Raw genomic sequence first — 20,762 nt, 5'->3', positions numbered from 1 at the left:
CGGACCGAAGGTCCGTGTGCCCGTTGGCGGCTACGTAAAGGCAAAGCCATCTTCCAAGGCCGCTACGTCCTCGTACTCTGCGGGGAAAAAGACTCGTTGTTAAGGTCGCGCGATGTGATGTCAGGTCTTCAGCGCCGGCGGGGATGACCGCTGCGACCACAGCTCCCACAAACGCTTAGTCGAGACCGGATACGCCGTTTTCATCTGCTGGGCAAACAGAGAAACGCGGAATTCTTCCAGCGCCCATCGGAATTCGTCCCGTTCGGGGACAAAGGGCGCTTGGCCGTGTTTCACGGATTCCCAGTAGGGCTGCCAGAACGAATTGAGCTCCCTCTCCAGCGCGGCGTCGCGGACGGGATCCTGGCGACATTTTTCCAGACGGTGTAGCAGCGCCTTGAAATAGCGTGGATAGTGCTTCAGTCGGCGATAAGGCACCTTGGCCACGAAGCCCGCGTACACCAGATGGTCCAACTGGTCGGCGCCATCACGGGCGGCGGGATGGTTGCCCAGGGCAGCCAGGGCTTTGCGACACTCCGCATAAAGCCCCAGCGCCTGCTCAACGGTGCGCCCCAGTTCATTGGCCTTGAGCACTAAGTCGCCGCGCCCCTGTTCGCTGCGGGCATCGAATGCCACGCGGGTCCGCAACTCCGGCAGGTCGTCGAGGAACAAGGCCGCCATGAGCTTGTCCAGCAGGTCTTCCCTCAGATCGCGCCCGCCCGGGGGCAACTGGCGATAGAGCAGTTCGCTGGTCGCGGTGACGGGCAGGTTTTTACGTAGGTATTTGATCTCCCTGGCCAACCTCAGGCGCAGCAGACGGACCAGGCCGAATTCATGCTGCAGTTGGGCCTCCTCGGCCCGATCGAACACCCGCACGCCGACGGTCCCGCCTTCGTCGATAATGGCCGGAAAACCGTGCAGTTCTTGACCATCGACCCGTCCACTGTAAGCGGCCGGCAAATCGTCGAAATCCCAGACCCGCCGGCCGGAGACTGCAATTTCCTGGCAGGCGATGTTCTGGAAACTGCGGCCGGCTTCGGCGCCGTGGCGGGCCTGGAGCTGACCGAGATCGCGGGAGCGGGCGATCACGACGTTGTTTTCGTCGACCAGGGCATAGTTTATCCGCAGGTGCGCCGGCAGCGCGGCTTCGTCGAAGGCCGAAACCGGCGGCGCCACTTTGCCGATTTTTTTCAGCGCCTTGGCTAATTCCTGTGGCAGCGAGCCTCGCCGGTAGTCCAGCATGGGCAGGGCGCGGTCGGCGAAATCAGGGGCGGGTACGAAATGGATGCGCCAGGTCTTGGGCAAAGACTTGATCAGAGCCACCACTTTCTCGCGATACAGCCCCGGCACCAGCCAGCGCAACGGCTCGGGGTCGATCTGATTGAGCACGTGCAGCGGCACGATGGCGGTGACACCATCGTCCTCATGGCCCGGCTCGAAGCGATATTCGAGTTTCAGCCGCACCGGTCCCAGCACCAATTCGTCCGGGAAATCTCTCGCGTTTCCTGCCCCACCGCCGTCCAGGGTGATATCTTCCCGCGACAGCATCAGCAGTCGGGGCTCGCGGCGTTCGGCGGTCTTGCGCCAGATCTCGAAGCTGGCGCCATTGACCACTTCGGCGGGCACCCGCTCGTCGAAGAAACGGTACAGGGTCTCCTCGTCCACCACCAGATCCGCCCGCCGTTCCTTCTGCTGGGAGTATTCCGCTTCTTCCAGCAACTTGCGGTTCGCCATCAGGAACGGGGCCTTGCTGTCATAGTCCATGCGCACCAAGGCGGAGCGTATGAAGAGCTCCCGCGCCCCGGCGGGATCGACGTTCTCATAAGGCACTTTGCGGCCGTTTTGCACGGTGAGGCCATACAGGGCGGTGCGCTCGAACACGGCACCGCGCGCGGCCTTGCGTTCCCAGTGCGGCTCGTAATGGTGACGCTTCAACAAATGGGCGCCGCACTTTTCGATCCATTCCGGCTCGATCTTGGCTACGGTGCGGGCATAGACTCGGCTGGTCTCGACCTGTTCGGCGGAGACGATCCACACCGGTCGGGTCTTGAACAGGAACGAACCGGGAAAGATCTGGAACTTCTGTCCACGCACCCCGACATATTCATTGTAATCCTGGCGGAAACCGATATGGCACAGCAGTCCGCTCAGTATGGCGCGGTGGATCTCACCGTAGTCGGCGGGAACCTGATTCAACCGAAGTCCGAGTTCGCCCTTGATGACTTCCAGAATCTGCTGATGGATATCGCGCCATTCCCGCATCCGCAAAGCCGAAAGGAAATTGTCGCGGCAGTACTGGCGCAGCTTGCTGCCGGAGAGATGCTGGCGCTGCTCCTCGTAGTCCTTCCACAAAGCGAGGATCGCCATGAAATCCGAATCCGGATGGCGGAAACGGGCATGCTTCTGGTCGGCGGCCTGAGCTTTGTCCGCAGGACGCTCCCGCGGATCGGGGACGCTCAAGGCAGCGACGATGATGCAGACTTCGCTCAGACAGTTTTCCTCGGCTCCGGCCAGAAGGATCCGACCCAAGCGCGGATCGACCGGCAGCTTGGCGAGTCGGCGGCCCAGTTCGGTCGGCCGACCCTGAGCGTCCAGCGCGTTGAGTTCCTGCAGCGTCTTCAGACCATCCCGAACCAAACGCTCGTCTGGCGGTTCAACGAACGGGAAACCGCGGATATCCCCGAGATTCAGCACCTTCATCTGCAGGATGACGGCGGCCAGGTTGGTGCGGAGAATCTCCGGATCTGTGAATTCCGGCCGGTTCAGGAAGTCCTGCTCCGAATACAGGCGGATGCAGATTCCCGGCCCGACACGCCCACAACGGCCGGCGCGCTGATTGGCCGAGGCACGGGAAATCTTTTCGATCGGCAGGCGCTGCAACTTGCTGCGGTGGCTGTAGCGGCTGATACGGGCATAGCCGGCATCGATCACGCCGCGGATACCGGGCACCGTCAGCGAGGTCTCGGCCACGTTGGTGGCCAGCACGATGCGGCGGCGGCCGTGCGGCTTGAAGATTTTCTCCTGCTCGGACACTGCCAGCCGCGAATACAGCGGCAGCACTTCGCAGTCGACCGGATGATGCTTGCGCAGGGACTCGGCGGTATCACGAATTTCCCGTTCACCGCTCAGGAAAATCAGGATGTCGCCGGTGTTCTCCCGGCACAGCTCATCCACCGCATCCAGGATCGCCTGCTGTTCGCCGCGGTCGGTCTCGTCGCTCTCCTCTTCGGCCAGGTCCGGCGGGCGGTAGCGAATCTCCACCGGATAGGTGCGGCCGGAGACACTGACGATCGGGGCATCGCCGAAGTGCCGGGAAAAGCGTTCGGGGTCAATGGTGGCCGAAGTGATGACCAGCTTGAGATCGCGCCGTCGGGGCAGCAGCCATTTGAGGTAGCCCAACAGAAAGTCGATGTTGAGGCTGCGCTCGTGAGCCTCGTCGACGATGAGGGTATCGTACTGGTCAAGGAACCGGTCGGCCTGGGTCTCCGCCAGCAGGATGCCGTCGGTCATCAGTTTGATGAGGCTGTCCGGGCGGGTCTGGTCGTGGAAGCGGACTTTGTACCCGACGGTTTCGCCCAGGGGCCGCTTCAATTCGTCGGCGATCCGCGCGGCCACGCTGCGGGCGGCGATACGGCGCGGCTGGGTGTGGCCGATGTAACCCTGGATTCCGCGCCCCGCCTCGAGGCAGATCTTAGGCAACTGGGTGGTTTTGCCGGAACCGGTCTCGCCGCACACGATCACCACCTGATTCCGCCGGATCGCTTCGGCGATCTCGCTGCGCCGTTCCGACACCGGCAATTCTTCGGGATATTGCAGTGGGGGCACGGCAGCCGCCCGCGCCGCGCACAGAGCCGTCGAGACCTCGATCCGTCGGGCGATCGCCTCCAATTCTTGCACCGGCAGGGGTGCCGTTGCAGCCGTGGCCTTTAGACGCTGCAGTCGGCGTCGTAACGCAAACCGGTCCTTACCGAAACATCGGTCCAGCGACCGTTCCAGTCGTGTGAGGTAGTCGAGCATGAGGAATTATTGCGTCAGCCTGCACTCGAGGCGCCAGATGGCAAGGGAGATCGCCGATACGGCAAAGGCCAGCAATACCGCCACGTGCCCGAGCAGGGCCGAATCCAGCTCGCCGGCCAGCAGCGGACGGATCAGCGCCACGACGTGAAACAGCGGCAGACACTCGCTGCCGGCACGAACGATAAAGGGCAGACTGTCGGAAGGGAAGAATACCCCGCTCAGCAGCACCATGGGAGTGATGCCTAGCGTGATGTAATACACGAAAAAGTCGTATCCGCGCGCAAAGGAAGTCACCACCAGGGCGATGCTGCCGAAGCAGACACCGGCCAGGAAAGCCAGCGGCAGTACCCCCAACGCTGCCCATCCGGAAGTGAGACCAAAACCCGCCAGCACCGCCAGAATCAGACCAGCGGCGATCAAGCTCTTGGTGCCCATCCATAACACCTCTCCCATAACGACGTCGGCAAGCGACAAAGGCGCCGCCAGCATGCCGTCCCAGGTCTTCAACACCACCATGCGGGTATAGGCGAGGTACAGTCCTTCGAAGGTTGCGGCGTTCATGGCGCTGGTCGCGAGTATGCCGCCGGCGAGGAAATCCAGATAGGACAGGCCGGCGACCCGGCCGACGTAGCTCCCCAACCCGAAGCCGAGTACGAGCAGATTGAAAAGCGGTTCGACGAAACCACCCAGCAGCGCCGTGCATGCGCCTTTGCGCCATACCCAGGCGTTGCGCCGCCACACGGATTTCCAACGCTTGGCGGCCTCAAACATCATGCAGATCACGTCCAGTGAGCTTCAGGAACACGTCTTCCAGATTGGCGCGGCGGTAGACGTAATGCACGCCCTCCCAGGTATCCAGCGAGCGGACCAGGGCTTCGAGGTCATCACCATAGACGAAGACGCTCTCGCCGATGCGCTCGCAGCGCTGGCCATCGGCCAGCGCAAGCGCATAACACCAGTTTTCGGCGTTGGCGCCGTGGACTTCCAGCACATGCGGCTCGATGTGATCGCGAATCAGGGTCGGGGGACTGCTGTCGGCCAGAATCCGGCCGTGGTCCATCAGGATGATGCGGCCGCACAGGCGCTCGGCCTCTTCCATGTAATGAGTGGTCAGGATGATCGTCAGTCCTTCGTTCTGCAGCTGGCGCAGCATGTTCCAAATATTGTGCCGCACCTGGGGATCGAGTCCGGTGGTCGGTTCGTCCAATACCAACAGCTCGGGCTTGTTGATGAGGGCACGGGCGATAGAAAGGCGTCGCCTCATGCCGCCGGAAAGCTGGCCGATGCGAGCATGGGCCTTGTCAGTAAGCGCTGCGAGCTCAAGGAGCCTGGGAATCCGGACCTTCAGCGCCCGCTCGGCCAAGCCGAAATAACCGCCGTAAATGCGAAGGTTTTCCACCACCGTGAAATCGATGTCGAGATTGTCCTGCTGTGGCACTACGCCGATCCTGGCGCGCATCGTGCGCCCCTCGGCGGGGATGGCAAAGCCCAGCACCGAGAGTTCGCCCGAGCCCGGTGGCGTGTTGCCTACCAGCATCCGCAGCGTGGTAGTCTTGCCCGCGCCGTTGGGACCGAGAATACCCACGAATTCGCCTTGCCGAATTTCGAAGCACAGACCGTCCACCACCCGCTTCGCCCCGAAAGATTTGGTCAATTGGCGCGCGATGACGACTGGATGGCCGGGTGAATTCACGGAAAGCTTGTGGAAATGAACAGGCGGGAAGGCTTGAAAATTATACTATCGTGCTCCCCGGAGCCGCCATGCATCGGATGGCAATCCGCGGCGAACCGGCTATCCCCTACGGCTCGAAAAGCACACCGTCACCGATGGCAAGTCCCAGAATCTGGTCCGCTCTCCCCCGATTGACAGCGACCTCGACCAAATCCAGCGAGTTGCGGTACCACAATGCCGCGCCCCTCTCAACCGCGCAAAAAACCTCCGCATGCCGCACATACCGGTCGTTGACACGCAACATCCGTCCCGCGAATTCAGGACGGTAGCGCAGGCCTGTCAGCGCATTGCCATAATGGTCGCAATAGATGATTGAGGCTCGGTCCGCCGGCCATAACGTTAGCTCAGGTCCCGCGACCACGCGATGTTCCCAACTGAAATCCCGTCGGGCGATCCGGGCCGCGATCGGCGCGAACAGGTCGCGGCCATGGAAACTGGCCGACAGGATCGGCGGCCGCCAGTCGATCCGCAACCAGCGCCGGGTTTGCGCCTGTACGGCAATGGTATTGAGCAGACCATTGTTGGGGCCGACGAACCAGCGTCCGTCCGCTTCGAGTGCCAGCGCCTCCCGATCGCTGCCCACCCCCGGATCGACCACACAGAGAAAGACGCTGCCTTGCGGAAACTGCCGGCATAGCGCCGCCAGCAGGTAACCCGCGGGAAGCGGAGCCGGCGCGTCGCTCACCAAGTGGATGACGTCCACGCCGGGCGCGTTCAGCCGAAGCACCGCTTCCACTTGGCCCAGGTAGGGGCCAGCCGGCCCGAAGTCGGTGAACAGCAGAATCATGGCCGAAGGACCTGGCCTCAATGACCGGAAGCAGAGGAATCGCGGTGTTCGATGCCTCTGGTGGCTGCGGCCTCGTGGGCCGGTTTGGGCTCGAAAAACCGGGAGAAGAAGAACCCGAATTCGAACAAAAGCCAGATCGGAACCGAGAGCAGGGTCTGTGACACGACGTCCGGCGGTGTCAGGATGGCTCCTATCACGAAAGCGCCCACAATCACATAGGGGCGGTTGTTGCCGATGGTTTCGCGGGAAACGATGCCACTCCATACCAGGAGTATGGTTGCGATCGGGACCTCGAAGGCGACGCCAAAAGCGAGGAACAGAGTCAGGACGAAGTCCAGGTACTTGGCGATGTCCGTCATCACCGCCACGCCGGCCGGTGCCGTAGCGGTCAAAAAGCCAAACATCACGGGGAACACCACGTAATAGGCGAAAGCCACGCCAGCATAGAACAAGAGCGTACTCGCCACCAGCAGCGGCAGCACCATGCGCCGCTCGTGGCGATAGAGGCCAGGGGCAATGAAAGCCCACGCCTGGTAAAGGATGAACGGAATTGACAGGAATATGCAGACCACCAAGGTCAGCTTGAACGGCGTGAGAAACGGAGACGCCACATCGATCGCGACCATCTGCGAACCTTCCGGCAGGTGTTTCAGCAACGGCCCTGCCAGGAAGGAATAAATTCCGTTGGCATAGAATGCCAGTCCGAGAAACAGCACCAGCACCACCGCCAGGGCGCGAAGAATCCGCTGCCGCAATTCTACGAGGTGGGAGATGAAAGGCTGCTCCACATCCTCTTCGGCCATTCTCGATTTACGGTCGGTCATCGGCCTGTTCCGTCGCTGCGGCGCCCGACTCGTTCTCCGGTTGCACATGCTCCGGAGAGTTGCCACCTTTCTCTGCTGCGGATTCGAGAAGCCGGCCGGATTTGGCTTCCTGCATAGCCTGTTTCAACTCTTGCATTTCCATCTCGTGTTCGATCTCCGCGCGGACCGAAGCCAGCGTGCTGCGGGCCTTGCGTATCCAGTAGCCGGTTTCCCTAGCCACCTTCGGCAGCCGCTCCGGCCCGAACGCCAGCAGGGCGACCAGGCCGATCAGCAGCATTTCGGTGAAGCCGATATCGAACATGATCCGGTCAGACCCTGTCCTTTTCCTTCTTTTCCACCACTTCACCCTCGAGGGTGCGTGCCCCGCCCTCGGTGGGTTTGTCTTCGTTCTCGCTCATGGCCGAGCGGAAGCTCTTGATCGCTCCGCCCAGGTCGCCTCCGATGTTGCGCAAACGCTTGGTGCCGAAGACGACCAGAACGATCAGAAAAAGCAGCAGCAATTCCCAAACACCTATACCCATGGCTCAAACCCCCGGGTTGAACGTCATTTTACGAGAAGCAGCGGTTTGCCTTCCGATCCGAACTTGCAGTAGGTGCCAAGGAAATAGCCACAGTCCTTGGACTGCTCGATCACGGCCGCATCGCCTTTGAGGTGAATCTTGAGTTCACAGTAGCGCGCTTCGCTTTCCACCTGTTTCTTCAGCACCAGCTCATTGTCGGCAATCTTCTCCGCATTGCCACTGATCGTGTGGGAGCAGGGCCTCTTGCCTTCGTCGACACTGCCGACCGGCTCGAAGTCGACATCCACCTCGACGCTGATTTCATCGCCGACCTTGTTGATCTTCATGTGCTGGACGTGCCCGCCATCCTGGCGCACGTAATGCTGGGCGACGGCAAACACGTTGGCGGAGAACAAAAGGCCCGCTACTGCGGAGGATAATCGTTTCATGACTCTTCCTCGTTTATTTGTTGTTGGATAATCAGTCTCTGAGCAGCTCGTTGATGCCGACTTTACCGCGCGTCTTCTCGTCCACCTGCTTGATGATCACCGCGCAATACAGGCTGTGGCTGCCATCCTTGGCCGGCAGATTGCCGGACACCACGACGGAGCCCGCGGGCACCCGCCCGTAGCTGATCTCGCCGGTCATCCGGTTGTAGATCTTGGTGCTCTGACCGATGTAAACACCCATGGAAATCACCGAGCCCTCTTCCACGATGACGCCTTCCACGATTTCGGAGCGCGCTCCGATGAAGCAATTATCCTCGATGATGGTCGGGCCCGCCTGCAGAGGTTCCAGCACGCCGCCGATGCCGACGCCGCCGGAAAGGTGCACGTTCTTGCCGATCTGGGCGCAGGAGCCCACCGTGGCCCAGGTGTCGACCATGGTGCCGGAATCGACATAGGCGCCGATGTTGACGTAGGACGGCATCAGGATGACCCCGGGGGCGATGTAGGCGCCCCGGCGGACGGCGGCGGGCGGTACGACGCGCACGCCGGCGGCGCGAAAGTCTTCCGGAGCGAAGCTGCCGAACTTGGGTTCCACCTTGTCGAAATAGCGCGTCTCGCCGCCGTCCATCACGCGGTTATCGTTGATCCGGAAGGAGAGCAGCACGGCTTTCTTCAGCCACTGGTTGACCACCCAAGCGCCTTCCTTCTTCTCGGCGACCCGGGCCGCCCCGCTGTCCAGCAACCGCAGGGCCTCTTCCACCGCCTCGCGCACGTCGGGACTCACCGCGGCCGGACTGAGCTGCGCACGATTTTCGAAAGCTTCATTGATGATGTTTTCCAAGGACATGTTATCGCTGACTATAGGGTTTGAATGAACTGCTTGATACGGTGCGCCGCCTCGACACACTCCTCCAAAGGAGCGACCAAAGCGATGCGAACATGGCCTGCACCCGGATCGACGCCTCCACTCGGGCGGGATAGGAAGCGCCCCGGCAGCACCGTAACATTCTGAGCCTCGAACAGGCCGGCGGCAAATGCCGTGTCGTCGATGGGTGTGCGCAGCCAAAGATAAAATCCAGCCGAAGGTACGGCTAGATCGAGGATGTCTCTGAGCACGGTGGCAACCGCGTCGAACTTCCGCCGGTAAAGTTCCCGGTTTTCCCGCACATGAGCCTCGTCGGCCCAGGCCGTTGCGCTGGCTTTTTGCACCGGAAGAGGCATGGCGCAGCCGTGGTAGGTCCGGTAGAGCAGGAAACGGCCGAGGACATCGGCGTCGCCCGCCACGAAACCCGAACGCAGGCCGGGTGCGTTGGATCGCTTGGAGAGGGAATGAAACACCACGCAGCGGCGGAATTCACCGTTGCCCATCCCGGCCGCGGTCTGGAGCAAACCCGGCGGCGGATCGGCCTCATCGGCGTACAGTTCCGAATAGCATTCGTCCGATGCGACGATGAAATCGTATCTTTCCGCCAGTTCCAGCAACTGCCGCTGCTGATCGACTCCCATCACCGCGCCGGTGGGATTGCCGGGGGAGCAAACGTAGACCAGGCGGCAGCGGCTCCAGACCGCTTCGGGCACCGCATCGAAATCCGGCAGGAACCCGGACTCGGCCGTGGTATTGAGGAAAAATGGCTCCGCGCCGGCCAGGATCGCCGCCCCCTCATAGATCTGATAGAAGGGGTTGGGCATCAGCACCAGAGGCTGCTCCGCCGGATCGACCACCGCCTGGGCGAAGGCGAACAGTGCCTCCCGCGTGCCATTGACCGGCAGCACCTGCCGCTCCGGATCTATCGCGCCCTCCCCCAGGGCGAAACGCCGTTCCAGCCAGCGTGCGACACTGTGGCGCAGTTCCGGCCCGCCCTTGGTGGTCGGATAGGAGGACAGACCATGCAAATGCTGCAGCAGGGCTTCGGCAATGAAGTGCGGCGTCGGATGCTGGGGCTCGCCGATCGACATTGCGATGTGAGGCTTATCCGCCGGCGGCACGCGGCCCCGCTTGAGAACCGCCAGCTTCTCGAAGGGATAAGGATGGAGGCTGGCGAGCTTGGGATTCATGTCCGAAAGAATCGCGGGCGCCGTCTTCGTTGAAAAGGCAGGTTAGTATAAGTCATGGCGCCAGCGCTCTTCCAGAATCGGGACGGGATTCGGCCTGAAAGGCCCGGCAATGCTCCTGGGGCGCTGTCCTTGTCCCCGAAACAGTCGATGTTCACGCCCATAACGGGCGCTGGCCCCCGGCGATTTGTCGTGGGGAATACCATCGACCTAAAGGCTTCTGCCGGTCACCATCCCGCTGCCGCAGCCGAAATCCGACCATCGGCAAACCGTGGCGAAGTGGAAAAATCTGACACCCGCAAAGTCCGGCCCGGGTCGCCGTGACCCAGTCGGTGAGCTCTGGTCGGCACAATCGCCATGGGCGATCTTGGTTCGCCCCCCGCATCGTTGAAGCTATAATGCCTCGTCGGCCGTCACCCATCCGATCCTGATCCGTCCCGATGAACGCGAGTCCCGAATCCACGCCCCCTCGATCCACCGACTGTGATGTGCTGGTCATAGGCGGGGGGCCCGCCGGTTCCACGGCTGCCGCGCTCCTGGCCGAACGCGGCTATCGCACGGTCGTGCTGGAAAAATACCGGCATCCCCGCTTCCACATCGGCGAATCCCTGCTACCGGCCAATCTCCCCTTGCTGGAAAGGCTGGGGGTCAAAGAGGAAGTCGAGCGCATCGGCATGCACAAACCCGGCGCGGAATTCGTGTCGCCCGACCACGCCGAGACACTCACCTTCGAATTCGCCGACGCCTGGGATAAATCCATGCCATACGCCTACCAGGTGCGGCGATCGGAATTCGACCACATCCTCGTCCGCAACGCGGCGAAGCGCGGTGCGGAAGTCCTGGAAGGCTGGCGCGCGACGGATATCCGGTTTCTGGCCGGCGCACAAGGCGCGGAGGTCGATGCCCAGGACGACGACGGGCGGAGCCGGCGCTGGCAGGCGCGCTTCGTGGTCGATGCTTCCGGCCGCGACACTTTCATCGCCAACCGGCTGAAGCTCAAGCAGCGCAACCGGAAACACAGCAGCGCCGCGGTTTACGGCCACTTCGCCAACGCCCGCCGCTTGAGCGGCCGTCACGAGGGCTGTATCTCGGTGTTCTGGTTCGAACACGGATGGTTCTGGTTCATACCGTTGGCCGATGGCACGACCAGCGTGGGCGCGGTGACATGGCCCTATTACATGAAACGCAGGGACAAGCCGCTCGGCGAATTTTTCCTCGACACGATCGCGTTGTGCCCGCCCCTTGCCGAACGCCTGAACGCTGCCGAACTCGTTTCGGAGGTGCAAGCCACCGGCAATTTCTCCTATGTATCCACCCGGACGCACGGCGCATCCTATTTGTTGATCGGCGATGCCTTCGCTTTCATCGACCCGGTGTTCTCGTCTGGCGTTCTGTTCGCCATGCAGGGGGGGGTGGCCGCGGCCGAGACGGTGGATGCCTGCCTGCGCCAGCCGGGGCGAGCGGATACGGCGCTCAAACGCTTCGACCGGCGGATACGGCACGGCCCCCGCGAGTTTTCCTGGTTCATCTACCGGATGACCGACCCGACGATGCGCGAGCTGTTCATGGCGCCGCAGAACGTGCTGCGCATGAAGGAAGCCCTGCTGTCGTTGCTGGCGGGCGACATCTTCGGCCGTACGCCGATATGGTTTTCGCTGTATGCCTTCAAGGTGATCTATTACCTCAACAGTCTGTGGCACTTCCGCCGGACTGTGGAAGCGCGCCGGCGGCGCAGCCTGAACATCCAGGACGCCGATCCCGCCTGATGTTACCGGCCAATATCACGCCGGCGAACGGCATGCTGGCAGCCCTCTACCTGCGGCAGGCCGAACTGCCGGCCGCGCTCGATCTGATCGGGGAACGCGGGCTCGGCGCCGTCGGCTTCGGGGGGGAACCGCCGGCCGACCTGCCCTGCATGCTTCCCCGATTGGAGATCGCGATGCCCCAGAGGCTGCCGGCCGAGCCGCTGGTCGAAATTTGGTTGGGCGTCTCCCGAGCGACCTGGGGCAGAACCGGAGCCATCCACTGGGCCTGCGATGGCCACCATCTGTTCGGAAGCTTGCAGACCGATGCGGAGGCGGACATCCGCGGCGCGACGGCGCGCGCCTACGATGCGCTGTTCCGGTTGCTGGAGCAGCAGGGCTACCCGCACCTCGTGCGGGTCTGGAACTACTTCCCGGGCATCAACAGGGAAGAATCGGGTCTGGAACGTTACCGGCAGTTTAACATTGGGCGGCAGGAGGCATTTCTGCGGGCCAACCGGCCGCTTTCCGGTGCTTTGCCCGCCGCTTGCGCGCTCGGTACGCACGCCGGTCCCTTGGTGGTCTATTTTGTCGCTGCGCGTATACCGCTGATCCCTGTCGAAAACCCGCGCCAGCTCAGTGCGTATCGCTATCCTCCGGCATACGGGCCACGCAGCCCGAGCTTTTCCCGTGCCACTGTGCTGCGATCGGCCGATCAGACCGCGGTCTTCGTTTCCGGCACGGCGAGCATCCTCGGCCATATGAGTGTACATCCCGGCGATGCCGCGGCGCAGACCCGCGAAACGCTGATGAACCTCGCGGCCCTGGTCGAAACCCTGAACGGAGGGGCCAGCGGTGGCTTCACCTGGGAGGATTTCCGCTACAAAGTCTATGTCCGGCCCGGTTGCCCGCTGGAGCCGATAAAATATGAGCTCGCGGCGATGCTGCCGGCGGCGGAGGCGATCCTGATCGTCGAGGCCGACATCTGCCGCCGCGAACTGCTGGTCGAGATCGAAGCCTTCGGAAGCAGGAGCCTTGGCAATCCAGGAGAACCGATGTGAGTCGATTGATCAGCCTGCTAAAGGCGCTGTACGAATACAGCGTGCTATACCTGGGGCTCTTGCTTTATGCTTCCATGTCCCTTGTCTGGATCGGCGCCGCCGTGCTGCTCTATCCGTTGCTGCCCGAACGGCTGGGACGGCCGGTCGGCCGGTTCGGAATCATGTACGGCTGGCGGATCTTCTTTGCCATCATGCATGCGGCCGGCGCTTTCCGCTTCGACACTGCCGAACTCGAAGCCCTGCGCAAGGACATCCCGCTGCTGCTGGTCGCCAACCATCCCAGCCTGCTAGATGCCGTGATCGTCGCCGCGCGCCTGCCGGACCTGGTCTGCATCATGAAGGCGAACCTGAATGACAACATTTTTTTAGGCGCCGGCGCCCGCCTGGCCCGCTACATCCGCAACGATTCCGGCCATGGCATGATCAAGGCTGCCGTCGCAGAGCTGCACAAGGGCGGACAACTGCTGATCCTCCCTGAAGGCACCCGCACCGCGGAGCCGCCGGTCGGGCGGTTCAAAGGAGGGGCCGCCCTGATCGCCCGCCATGCGGGCGTCCCGGTGCAGACGCTGATCGTGGAAACCGACTCCCCTTTCCTGAGCAAGCGCTGGCCGGTTTATGCAAGACCCCGCCTCCCGATCCGCTTCCGCATCCGGCTGGGTCTGAGATTCGATCCGCCCGACGATCCTGTGGCCTTCACCCATGCGCTGGAAGCCTATTACGCCAGGGAACTCGCCCTGTTTTCCCCCCGCCCTTCGAAACCGGTTCCTAAGACATGAATACGCCCTCCAGTACCCATCTCGTCATCATTCCCAGTTATAACCCCGGCCCCAAAGTCTACGAAACCGTCCAGGCGGCCCGCCGGCACTGGAATCCGGTCTGGGTCGTGGTGGATGGCAGCACGGACGGTACCTGGGAAGGGCTGCTGAAGCTCTCGGCGGAAGATGGCGGCCTGGTGGTCCTGGGGATGCCGACCAACCGCGGCAAAGGCGCGGCCGTGCTGCGGGGATTGCTGACCGCCCGCCGCAAGGGCTTTACCCATGCCCTGGTCATGGATTCCGACGGCCAGCATCCCGCCGACTGGATTCCGGTCTTCATGGCACGCTCGCAGGAAGAGCCGGATGCCATGATCCTGGGGGTGCCGGTGTTCGATGACTCCGCCCCCTCTCTGCGCGTGAAAGGCCGGCGTATTTCCAACTGGTGGGCGAACCTGGAAACGCTCTGGAGCGGGATCGGCGACTCCCTGTTCGGTTTCCGCGTTTATCCGATCCATGCGCTATGCGTCATCATGCAGGATCATCAATGGATGCGGCGCTTCGATTTCGATCCGGAAGCCGCCGTCCGGCTCTGCTGGGCCGGCATGCGGCCGGTCAATCTACCGGTGCCGGTTTATTATCCCAAGCCCGAAGAGGGCGGCACCTCGCACTTCCATTACTGGCGCGACAACGCCCTCCTCACCTGGATGCACGTCCGTCTGATGTTCGGCTTTCTGGCGCGGCTGCCGATCCTGCTCGCCAGAATCGTCCGGCGGCCGGAAATCTGAGTTTGAGAGGAACCGACGTGCCCGCCAACGTTTTTCCCAGCGAGCAGGACCGGGCGTACATGCGGCTGGCAATCCAGACGATGCGGCATGCCGGCATCGTCGACCGAACCGGCGGCCCCTTCGGTGCGGTCATTGTGCGCGGCGGACAGGTGCTCGCCGTTGCCGGCAATAGCGTGATCCGCGACAACGACCCGACGGCCCATGCGGAAGTCAACGCCATCCGGGAAGCCTGCCGCCAAATCGGCAGCTACGACCTTTCCGGCGCCGTCCTGTATAGCAGTTGCGAATGCTGCCCGATGTGCTATGCATCGGCTTACTGGGCTCGGATCGATAAAATCTTCTACGCCGCCGCCTGGCACGACTACGAAGACCTGTTCGACGACTCGCGGATCCATCTGGACATCGCCAAGTCCTACGCCGAACGGCATTTAGCGCCGCAGCAGCTCATGCGGGAGGAAGCGCTCGAAGTCTGGCGGGAGTTCCGGGCTCTGCCCAATGGCGCGAGGTACTGACAGCCCCGCCGAACCCCATGGAGCCGGTCAGCACCGGTCCAGCAATTCGACCCAATGCCGCACCGGCCGCCTGGTGCCGGAAGCAAGCTGTAATAGGCAACCGATGTTGGCCGTTGCGATCACTTCGGGCTCGCCGGCTTCCAAGTTTCGCAGCTTGTCGTCTCGCAACCGCGACGACAACTCCGGCTGCAGTAGGGAATAGGTGCCGGCGGAGCCGCAGCAGAGGGCGGCATCCGCGACCGGCGTCAGTTCGAATCCCAATCTCTGCAACAGCGCCTCGACCACACCGTCGAGGTGCTGACCATGCTGAAGGGTACAGGGCGACTGAAAGGCGATCCGCCGGGTGGCGAGCGGCGCCAGTGAAGTCCAGTCCTCGGCAGCGACGACCTCGCTCAGATCCCGCGCCAGCTCGGACACCCGCGCCGCTTTATCCGCGTAGGCCGGATCGTCGCGTAGCAGTTCGCCGTATTCCTTCACCACCACGCCGCAGCCGCTGGCGGTGATGACGATGGCTTCGGCGCCGGCTTCGATGGCGGGCCACCAGGCGTCGACGTTGCGGCGCATGAAGTCCAGCCCTTCCCCGTGCGCGCCAAGGTGGTGGCTCAAGGCACCGCAGCAGCCGCTTGCCGGGACCCGGATCAGCGATATCCCAAAGCGGTCCAACACCCGCGCCGCGGTGGCATCGATGGACGGGGCCAGCACGGGCTGGACGCAGCCGCCCAAAGCTAGCATGGTGCGTCGATGACGGGCCGGTGGCCAAGGCGGCGTGCCTGAAGCAGGCGGCAGCTTGTTCCGCAAGACGGCAGGCAGCAACGGCCTCAACCGGCGGGCCAGACCGACCCAGGGCGCGAACCTGGACGGGTACGGCAGGAACATCCGCAACAACTTGCGCTCGAGCCTTTCCATGGCTGGCCTTGACCTCTGTTCCTCAATGATGCCGCGGGCGAGATCGGCGAGCCGACCGTAGCGCACGCCGGACGGACAGGCGCTCTCGCAGGCTCGGCAGCCCAGGCAGCGGTCCAGGTGGCTTTGGGTGCGCTCCGTAGCCGGTTCGCCTTCCAGCATCGCCTTGATCAGGTAGATCCGGCCGCGCGGGCCGTCCCTTTCGTCGCCGAGCAGCCGGTAGGTCGGACAAGCGGCCGTGCAGAAACCGCAATGGACGCAGGATTGGAGGATGGCGGCGGCCTCCTGTCCCTCCCGACTGTCTTTGAAATGTTCGTCCAAACGTGTGAGCATTCACGCCGCCTCGGGATACAGTCCGCGGTTGAGGATCCCCGCCGGATCGAAGACCGCCCTCACCCGGCGGTGCAGGGCGGCCAGCGCGGGGGCTAGGGGAGCGCAGCGCGGCGCCTGCGGATTCAGCGTCCGAAACAAGCGGGCATGCCCGCCTGCGGCCTGGGCGGCGGCAAATACCTCGTCCGGATCTGCATCGGTGCGCAGCCAGCGCTGAGCGCCGCCCCAGTCGATGAGCCATGCGCCGGACAACCGGCCGGTATCTGCGGCCGGCGGCAGCGATAGGCGCCACAGGTCAGCCTCTCCCGAGAAAAAGTCATGCGCATGCTCGCGCAGGCCGTTCCAGAATCCCGCTGCGTCTTCCGCCCTATCGCCGCCGATACGGCGGACAGCAGTGGAAACAGCCGGCTCCGCTCCGGCCAGCCGCAAGTACAGCCGCCCGTCCCAGGCCAAGCCGGTGACCGGCAGGCCGCTGCCGCCCCAACGGATCATCCGTTCGCGGCTTTCGACGTGCGAACATTCGAAGCTCAGAGTGATCTCGCACTCGGGCTTGGGCAGCACCTTCACCGAGATTTCCAGCAGCAGTCCCAGCGTCCCGAGCGCACCGGTCATCAGCCGGGAAACGTCGAACCCGGCAACGTTTTTCATGACCTGGCCACCGAACGACAGCACCTTCCCGCGACCGTCGACGATGCGGCAGCCCAGCACTGCATCTCGCAGGCTACCGGCCCAGGGCCGGCGCGGCCCGGACAATCCGCAGGCCACGGTTCCGCCCCAGCTCGCATCGGACCCGAAATGCGGAGGCTCGAAGCCAAGCATCTGGCCGGATTCCGCCAGCACCGCCTCGATCGCGGTGAGCGGGGTGCCGCTGCGGGCCGTGAGCACCAGTTCGGTGGGTTCGTAATGGACGATGCCGCTGTGGGTCCGGGTCGACAGCGGCTGCCCCGTGCAGGGCCCGGCGTAGAAGTCCTTGCTGCCGCCGCCTTGAATCCGCAATGGCTCACCTCGGGCGCAGGCTTCTGCCACCCGCCCCGCTAGATTTTCCGAGTCGTCCAGGCTACGCATGGTGGCTATCAGAACCGCTCCAGTTCGGGGTGGCGGAGCCGGCCACCGTGCACGTGCACGCGGCCGAATTCAGCGCAGCGCGCCAGCGTCGGGACGGCCTTGCCGGGGTTGAGCAGGCCGCCCGCGTCGAACGCGGCCTTCAACGCGTGAAACCGGCGCAGCTCCGCCGTGCCGAACTGCACGCACATTGGATTGAGCTTCTCAATACCCACCCCATGCTCACCGGTCACCGTGCCACCGACCTCGACGCAGAGGACGAGGATTTCTTCGCCCAGCGCCTCGGCGCGTTCCAGTTCGCCGGGGTGGGAAGCATCGTAGAGGATCAGGGGATGCAGGTTTCCATCGCCAGCATGAAAGACGTTGCCGACCGCCAAGCCATACCGTTCCGATAATTCGCCGATGCGCCCCAGCACTTCCGCCAGCCGCTTCCTGGGAATCGTGCCATCGATGCAGTAATAGTCGGGGGCAATCCGCCCGATCGCCGGGAAGGCGGCCTTGCGCCCCGCCCAGAATTTCCGGCGCTCGGCTTCGTCGCGGGATTCGCGCACTTCCACCGCACCGTGTCCCGCCAGCACGGTCCGCGCCCGGGCGATCTCGGCCTCGACCTGCTCCACCATGCCGTCCATTTCGCACAGCACGACGGCCGCCGCCTCCACGGGATAGCCGGCGTGAACGAACGCCTCCGTGGCGCGGAGTGTGAGGTTGTCCATCATCTCCAGGCCGGCCGGCACCAAAGCCGCGCTGATCACGCCGGCCACGGCCTCGCTCGCCGCCTCGATACTGTCGAACGCTGCTAGCACTGTCCGCGCCGTTTCCGGCACCGGCAGCAGCTTGACGACGACCTCGACGATCACGCCGAGCAGGCCTTCCGACCCGTTGATCAGGGCGAGCAGATCGTATCCGGGTCCGTCCAGCCCCAGCGAACCCAGTGTCAGCAGCTCGCCTTCGATCGTCAACAGGGTGACCTGCAACACGTTGTGCACAGTCAGGCCATACTTCAGACAATGCACCCCGCCGGAATTTTCCGCCACATTGCCGCCGATGGTGCAGGCGACCTGGGAAGACGGGTCCGGAGCGTAATACAGACCGAAGGGCGCCGCGGCTTCGGAAATCGCCAAGTTGCGGACACCCGGCTGCACCCGGGCCAGGCGGTTGGCGGGATCGACCTCCAGGATACGGTTGAACTTGGCCAGACTCAGCAGCACGCCCTCCGCCACGGGCAAAGCACCGCCGGACAGACCGGTGCCGGCGCCCCGGGTCACCACCGGCACACTTTGCGAATGGCACAGACGCAGCACCGCCCGGACCTGTTCCACGGTTTCCGGCAGCACGGCGAGCCAGGGCAGGACGGTGTAAGCGGACAGCGCATCGCATTCGAAGGGCCTCAAGTCCTCCGGCTCGCTCAAAACCGCCGCCGCCGGGAGAACCCGCTTCAATTCACGGAGAAAGGCCGCCCGCTCCATGCCTGACGTGAAACAATGGGCAGCGTTTTTTTGTCCTCCCTCACCCGCGAGCGGAACAGGGTCGGAGTGAGCAGTCGCTTCCATCCATCCAGGGCGGCCGGTCGCCATGATCGTCAGCTCCGAAAGACTCAGGTGCGTACCCGGCGCAAGCCGGTCTCTTCGGGTGGCTCGCGCTCCGGCAGCAGAAACAGCCGGTGTGTGAACACCCCCATGATGAAGCCGCCCAGATGCCCCCACCACGCCACATCGGCATAAGGCGCGTGACTGACGAAGCCGCTGGTGGCCTTGTAAAGCTGGAAGATGACCCAGGCGCCGAGAAAAGCGATCGCCGGCACAGTCACGAACAGCGGCAGGAAAAATACCCAGATCACCAATCGGGCGTATGGGTACAAAAAGAAATAGGCCCCCATGACGCCGGCGATGGCCCCGGAGGCTCCCACCGTGGGGACCGTCGACTGCGGGCTGAAATAGACCTGAAGCCCTGCCGCCACCACGCCGCACAACAAATAAAAGAACAGGAAACGGACCCCCCCCATGCGGTCCTCGATGTTATCGCCGAAGATCCAGAGCAGCCACATGTTACCGACCAGGTGGAACCAGCTCCCGTGCAGGAACATGCTGGTGATGAAAGGACTGTATTCATCGGCCGGGAAGCCCGCCGTCACCGCCCAGTCCGGAAATCCGTAGCGCGCCGGCACCAGCCCGTGCAGGGTGAGCAGCGCTTGCAACGCCCTGGGCGGCAGCGTTTGCGTGTAAACATGAACGGCGAGGTTACACACCATCAGGCTCCATGTCACCCAAGGCGTATAGCGGCAGGGAATGGTGTCGCGATAAGGAATCACGCCACTTTGCGCTCCGCCGCGGGCAGGCGGCGGAAATTCGCCAGCGCATCGACGGCACCCAGCACCGCCAGCCCGACGGCCCCGAACTGCGGCACGAAAACCAGGGCGAGATACGGCGGCAGCCAGCCTGTCCAACCGATTCCGCGCTGGGCCACCACCCCGTGCACGACCGCCAGCCCCTGGAACGCATACATCATGATACCCACCAGCAGCAGGTGCATTACCAACGCAGGACGCCCGAAATACGCGAGTACGAGCAGCGCCACAGCGACTGCCAGAGCGGCGCGAGGCAGACGGAGGCGCTGGAATTCCGCTCCGAACTGGTCCGGGTTATAGAGAAGGGATTGCCACCAGCGGGCCAAAAGCAGAGTCAGAAACGCGCTGGCTCCGACCAGCAAAGGGATGAGACCATTCATCAGCACCAGCGTGCCGTTCTCCTCGAAGCCCTCGACAGTTGCACCTTTGACGCCCTTCACCGCGTGCTGCAGCCAGCTCTTCCAGAACGCCGTGGCATTGCCGGAGATCAGCTCTATGGCGATGGCACCGGCCATGCAAACCGCACCGATGAATAGCAGCGCAGGACCTTGCCGTCCGTCACGACGCAGCAGGGCCGCCGCACCCAGCACCAGCGGACCGATCAGGACGAGCAGGGGCAGTTCCAGACCCGGCCGCGGCGGGAAAAGGTAGCCGCATGCCGTTACCGGCACGGCGACCGCCAGGGCCAAAAGTACTCCCCTCCCTGCGCCCAGGCGCAGGCTGACCAAGCCCATTGCGGCCGCGCAGAACGACGCGGCGGGGAGAAAATACAAGGACAGTATGCCCAATAGGCTCGCGACGAGGAAGGCAAATCCCGTCCCCCGCATGATCAGGCCGGCAAAGTCCCGCATGACCTCACGCATACTCAAGACCTCCGTTTCATCGTTATGGGCTTAAGTTAACTTAGGTG

20 protein-coding genes are annotated in these 20,762 nt (G+C 63.4%); 5 read left to right on the top strand and 15 right to left on the bottom strand.

Annotated elements, in window-relative coordinates; genetic code table 11:
* Positions 1-120: 120 nt before the first annotated feature.
* From hrpA to dapC, 10 genes are all read right to left on the bottom strand, one after another.
* Positions 121-4,014: an ATP-dependent RNA helicase HrpA gene (gene hrpA, locus N4J17_RS13360; RefSeq protein WP_198321915.1), complete on the bottom strand. Its 3,894-nt coding sequence runs from the start codon at positions 4,012-4,014 to the stop codon at positions 121-123.
* A gap of 6 nt (positions 4,015-4,020) precedes the next feature.
* A complete protein-coding gene (locus tag N4J17_RS13355; RefSeq protein ID WP_232470258.1) occupies positions 4,021-4,788 on the bottom strand; it encodes an ABC transporter permease in 768 nt (255 codons plus the stop codon).
* Positions 4,778-5,707: an ATP-binding cassette domain-containing protein gene (locus N4J17_RS13350; RefSeq protein WP_198321914.1), complete on the bottom strand. Its 930-nt coding sequence runs from the start codon at positions 5,705-5,707 to the stop codon at positions 4,778-4,780. Before N4J17_RS13350 ends, N4J17_RS13355 begins: the two co-directional genes overlap by 11 nt.
* A 106-nt stretch (positions 5,708-5,813) precedes the next feature.
* Positions 5,814-6,533, bottom strand: a complete 720-nt coding sequence (locus N4J17_RS13345) for an SAM hydrolase/SAM-dependent halogenase family protein (RefSeq protein WP_198321913.1) — start codon at positions 6,531-6,533, stop codon at positions 5,814-5,816.
* A 17-nt stretch (positions 6,534-6,550) separates the two neighbouring features.
* A complete protein-coding gene (gene tatC, locus N4J17_RS13340; RefSeq protein ID WP_232470257.1) occupies positions 6,551-7,357 on the bottom strand; it encodes a twin-arginine translocase subunit TatC in 807 nt (268 codons plus the stop codon).
* On the bottom strand, positions 7,344-7,658 hold the full coding sequence (gene tatB, locus N4J17_RS13335) for a Sec-independent protein translocase protein TatB (protein WP_198321912.1): 315 nt from the start codon (positions 7,656-7,658) through the stop codon (positions 7,344-7,346). The genes tatC and tatB overlap by 14 nt, the downstream gene beginning before the upstream one ends.
* Before the next feature lie 7 nt (positions 7,659-7,665).
* Positions 7,666-7,878, bottom strand: a complete 213-nt coding sequence (gene tatA, locus N4J17_RS13330; protein WP_198321911.1) for a twin-arginine translocase TatA/TatE family subunit — start codon at positions 7,876-7,878, stop codon at positions 7,666-7,668.
* A gap of 23 nt (positions 7,879-7,901) precedes the next feature.
* Positions 7,902-8,306, bottom strand: a complete 405-nt coding sequence (locus N4J17_RS13325) for a hypothetical protein (protein WP_198321910.1) — start codon at positions 8,304-8,306, stop codon at positions 7,902-7,904.
* Between the two features lie 31 nt (positions 8,307-8,337).
* The gene (gene dapD / locus N4J17_RS13320; protein WP_198321909.1) at positions 8,338-9,153 is read right to left on the bottom strand and encodes a 2,3,4,5-tetrahydropyridine-2,6-dicarboxylate N-succinyltransferase; all 816 of its coding nucleotides are present in this window, start codon (positions 9,151-9,153) and stop codon (positions 8,338-8,340) included.
* A gap of 11 nt (positions 9,154-9,164) precedes the next feature.
* On the bottom strand, positions 9,165-10,361 hold the full coding sequence (gene dapC, locus N4J17_RS13315; protein ID WP_198321908.1) for a succinyldiaminopimelate transaminase: 1,197 nt from the start codon (positions 10,359-10,361) through the stop codon (positions 9,165-9,167).
* 437 nt (positions 10,362-10,798) lie between these two features.
* Between dapC and N4J17_RS13310 the strand changes: the two genes are divergently transcribed.
* The 5 genes from N4J17_RS13310 to N4J17_RS13290 are packed head-to-tail and all read left to right on the top strand — an operon-like array spanning position 10,799 to position 15,213.
* On the top strand, positions 10,799-12,124 hold the full coding sequence (locus N4J17_RS13310; protein ID WP_232470256.1) for an NAD(P)/FAD-dependent oxidoreductase: 1,326 nt from the start codon (positions 10,799-10,801) through the stop codon (positions 12,122-12,124).
* The gene (locus N4J17_RS13305) at positions 12,124-13,161 is read left to right on the top strand and encodes a hypothetical protein (protein WP_198321907.1); all 1,038 of its coding nucleotides are present in this window, start codon (positions 12,124-12,126) and stop codon (positions 13,159-13,161) included. The genes N4J17_RS13310 and N4J17_RS13305 overlap by 1 nt, the downstream gene beginning before the upstream one ends.
* Complete coding sequence (locus N4J17_RS13300) at positions 13,158-13,937, top strand: lysophospholipid acyltransferase family protein (protein WP_277458207.1); 780 nt, start codon at positions 13,158-13,160, stop codon at positions 13,935-13,937. Before N4J17_RS13305 ends, N4J17_RS13300 begins: the two co-directional genes overlap by 4 nt.
* Positions 13,934-14,701 (top strand): glycosyltransferase family 2 protein, encoded by a 768-nt coding sequence (locus N4J17_RS13295; protein WP_198321906.1) that lies wholly within the window; start codon positions 13,934-13,936, stop codon positions 14,699-14,701. Before N4J17_RS13300 ends, N4J17_RS13295 begins: the two co-directional genes overlap by 4 nt.
* A gap of 17 nt (positions 14,702-14,718) precedes the next feature.
* Positions 14,719-15,213: a nucleoside deaminase gene (locus N4J17_RS13290; RefSeq protein ID WP_277458206.1), complete on the top strand. Its 495-nt coding sequence runs from the start codon at positions 14,719-14,721 to the stop codon at positions 15,211-15,213.
* 27 nt (positions 15,214-15,240) lie between these two features.
* Here the strand turns inward: N4J17_RS13290 and glcF are convergent, their stop codons facing one another.
* The 5 genes from glcF to N4J17_RS13265 form a co-directional block, all read right to left on the bottom strand.
* Positions 15,241-16,449: a glycolate oxidase subunit GlcF gene (gene glcF / locus N4J17_RS13285; protein ID WP_198321904.1), complete on the bottom strand. Its 1,209-nt coding sequence runs from the start codon at positions 16,447-16,449 to the stop codon at positions 15,241-15,243.
* A complete protein-coding gene (gene glcE, locus N4J17_RS13280) occupies positions 16,450-17,511 on the bottom strand; it encodes a glycolate oxidase subunit GlcE (RefSeq protein WP_198321903.1) in 1,062 nt (353 codons plus the stop codon).
* 8 nt (positions 17,512-17,519) lie between these two features.
* Entirely contained in the window at positions 17,520-18,899 is a 1,380-nt protein-coding gene (locus tag N4J17_RS13275) for an FAD-linked oxidase C-terminal domain-containing protein (RefSeq protein WP_232470255.1), read from the bottom strand.
* Between the two features lie 203 nt (positions 18,900-19,102).
* Positions 19,103-19,816: a rhomboid family intramembrane serine protease gene (locus tag N4J17_RS13270; protein WP_198321901.1), complete on the bottom strand. Its 714-nt coding sequence runs from the start codon at positions 19,814-19,816 to the stop codon at positions 19,103-19,105.
* On the bottom strand, positions 19,813-20,715 hold the full coding sequence (locus N4J17_RS13265) for a hypothetical protein (protein WP_198321900.1): 903 nt from the start codon (positions 20,713-20,715) through the stop codon (positions 19,813-19,815). Before N4J17_RS13265 ends, N4J17_RS13270 begins: the two co-directional genes overlap by 4 nt.
* Positions 20,716-20,762: the final 47 nt, after the last annotated feature.

Source organism: Methylococcus capsulatus, assembly GCF_036864975.1.
Classification (GTDB): domain Bacteria; phylum Pseudomonadota; class Gammaproteobacteria; order Methylococcales; family Methylococcaceae; genus Methylococcus.
This window is presented reverse-complemented; position numbering and strand designations above follow the sequence as displayed.

Coding starts and splice junctions, on each gene's coding strand:
- hrpA (WP_198321915.1), bottom strand. CDS start 4,014: ATGCTCGACTACCTCACACGACTGGAACGGTCGCTGGACCGATGTTTC.
- N4J17_RS13355 (WP_232470258.1), bottom strand. CDS start 4,788: ATGATGTTTGAGGCCGCCAAGCGTTGGAAATCCGTGTGGCGGCGCAAC.
- N4J17_RS13345 (WP_198321913.1), bottom strand. CDS start 6,533: ATGATTCTGCTGTTCACCGACTTCGGGCCGGCTGGCCCCTACCTGGGC.
- tatC (WP_232470257.1), bottom strand. CDS start 7,357: ATGACCGACCGTAAATCGAGAATGGCCGAAGAGGATGTGGAGCAGCCT.
- tatB (WP_198321912.1), bottom strand. CDS start 7,658: ATGTTCGATATCGGCTTCACCGAAATGCTGCTGATCGGCCTGGTCGCC.
- tatA (WP_198321911.1), bottom strand. CDS start 7,878: ATGGGTATAGGTGTTTGGGAATTGCTGCTGCTTTTTCTGATCGTTCTG.
- N4J17_RS13325 (WP_198321910.1), bottom strand. CDS start 8,306: ATGAAACGATTATCCTCCGCAGTAGCGGGCCTTTTGTTCTCCGCCAAC.
- dapD (WP_198321909.1), bottom strand. CDS start 9,153: ATGTCCTTGGAAAACATCATCAATGAAGCTTTCGAAAATCGTGCGCAG.
- dapC (WP_198321908.1), bottom strand. CDS start 10,361: ATGAATCCCAAGCTCGCCAGCCTCCATCCTTATCCCTTCGAGAAGCTG.
- N4J17_RS13310 (WP_232470256.1), top strand. CDS start 10,799: ATGAACGCGAGTCCCGAATCCACGCCCCCTCGATCCACCGACTGTGAT.
- N4J17_RS13305 (WP_198321907.1), top strand. CDS start 12,124: ATGTTACCGGCCAATATCACGCCGGCGAACGGCATGCTGGCAGCCCTC.
- N4J17_RS13295 (WP_198321906.1), top strand. CDS start 13,934: ATGAATACGCCCTCCAGTACCCATCTCGTCATCATTCCCAGTTATAAC.
- glcF (WP_198321904.1), bottom strand. CDS start 16,449: ATGCTCACACGTTTGGACGAACATTTCAAAGACAGTCGGGAGGGACAG.
- glcE (WP_198321903.1), bottom strand. CDS start 17,511: ATGCGTAGCCTGGACGACTCGGAAAATCTAGCGGGGCGGGTGGCAGAA.
- N4J17_RS13265 (WP_198321900.1), bottom strand. CDS start 20,715: ATGCGTGAGGTCATGCGGGACTTTGCCGGCCTGATCATGCGGGGGACG.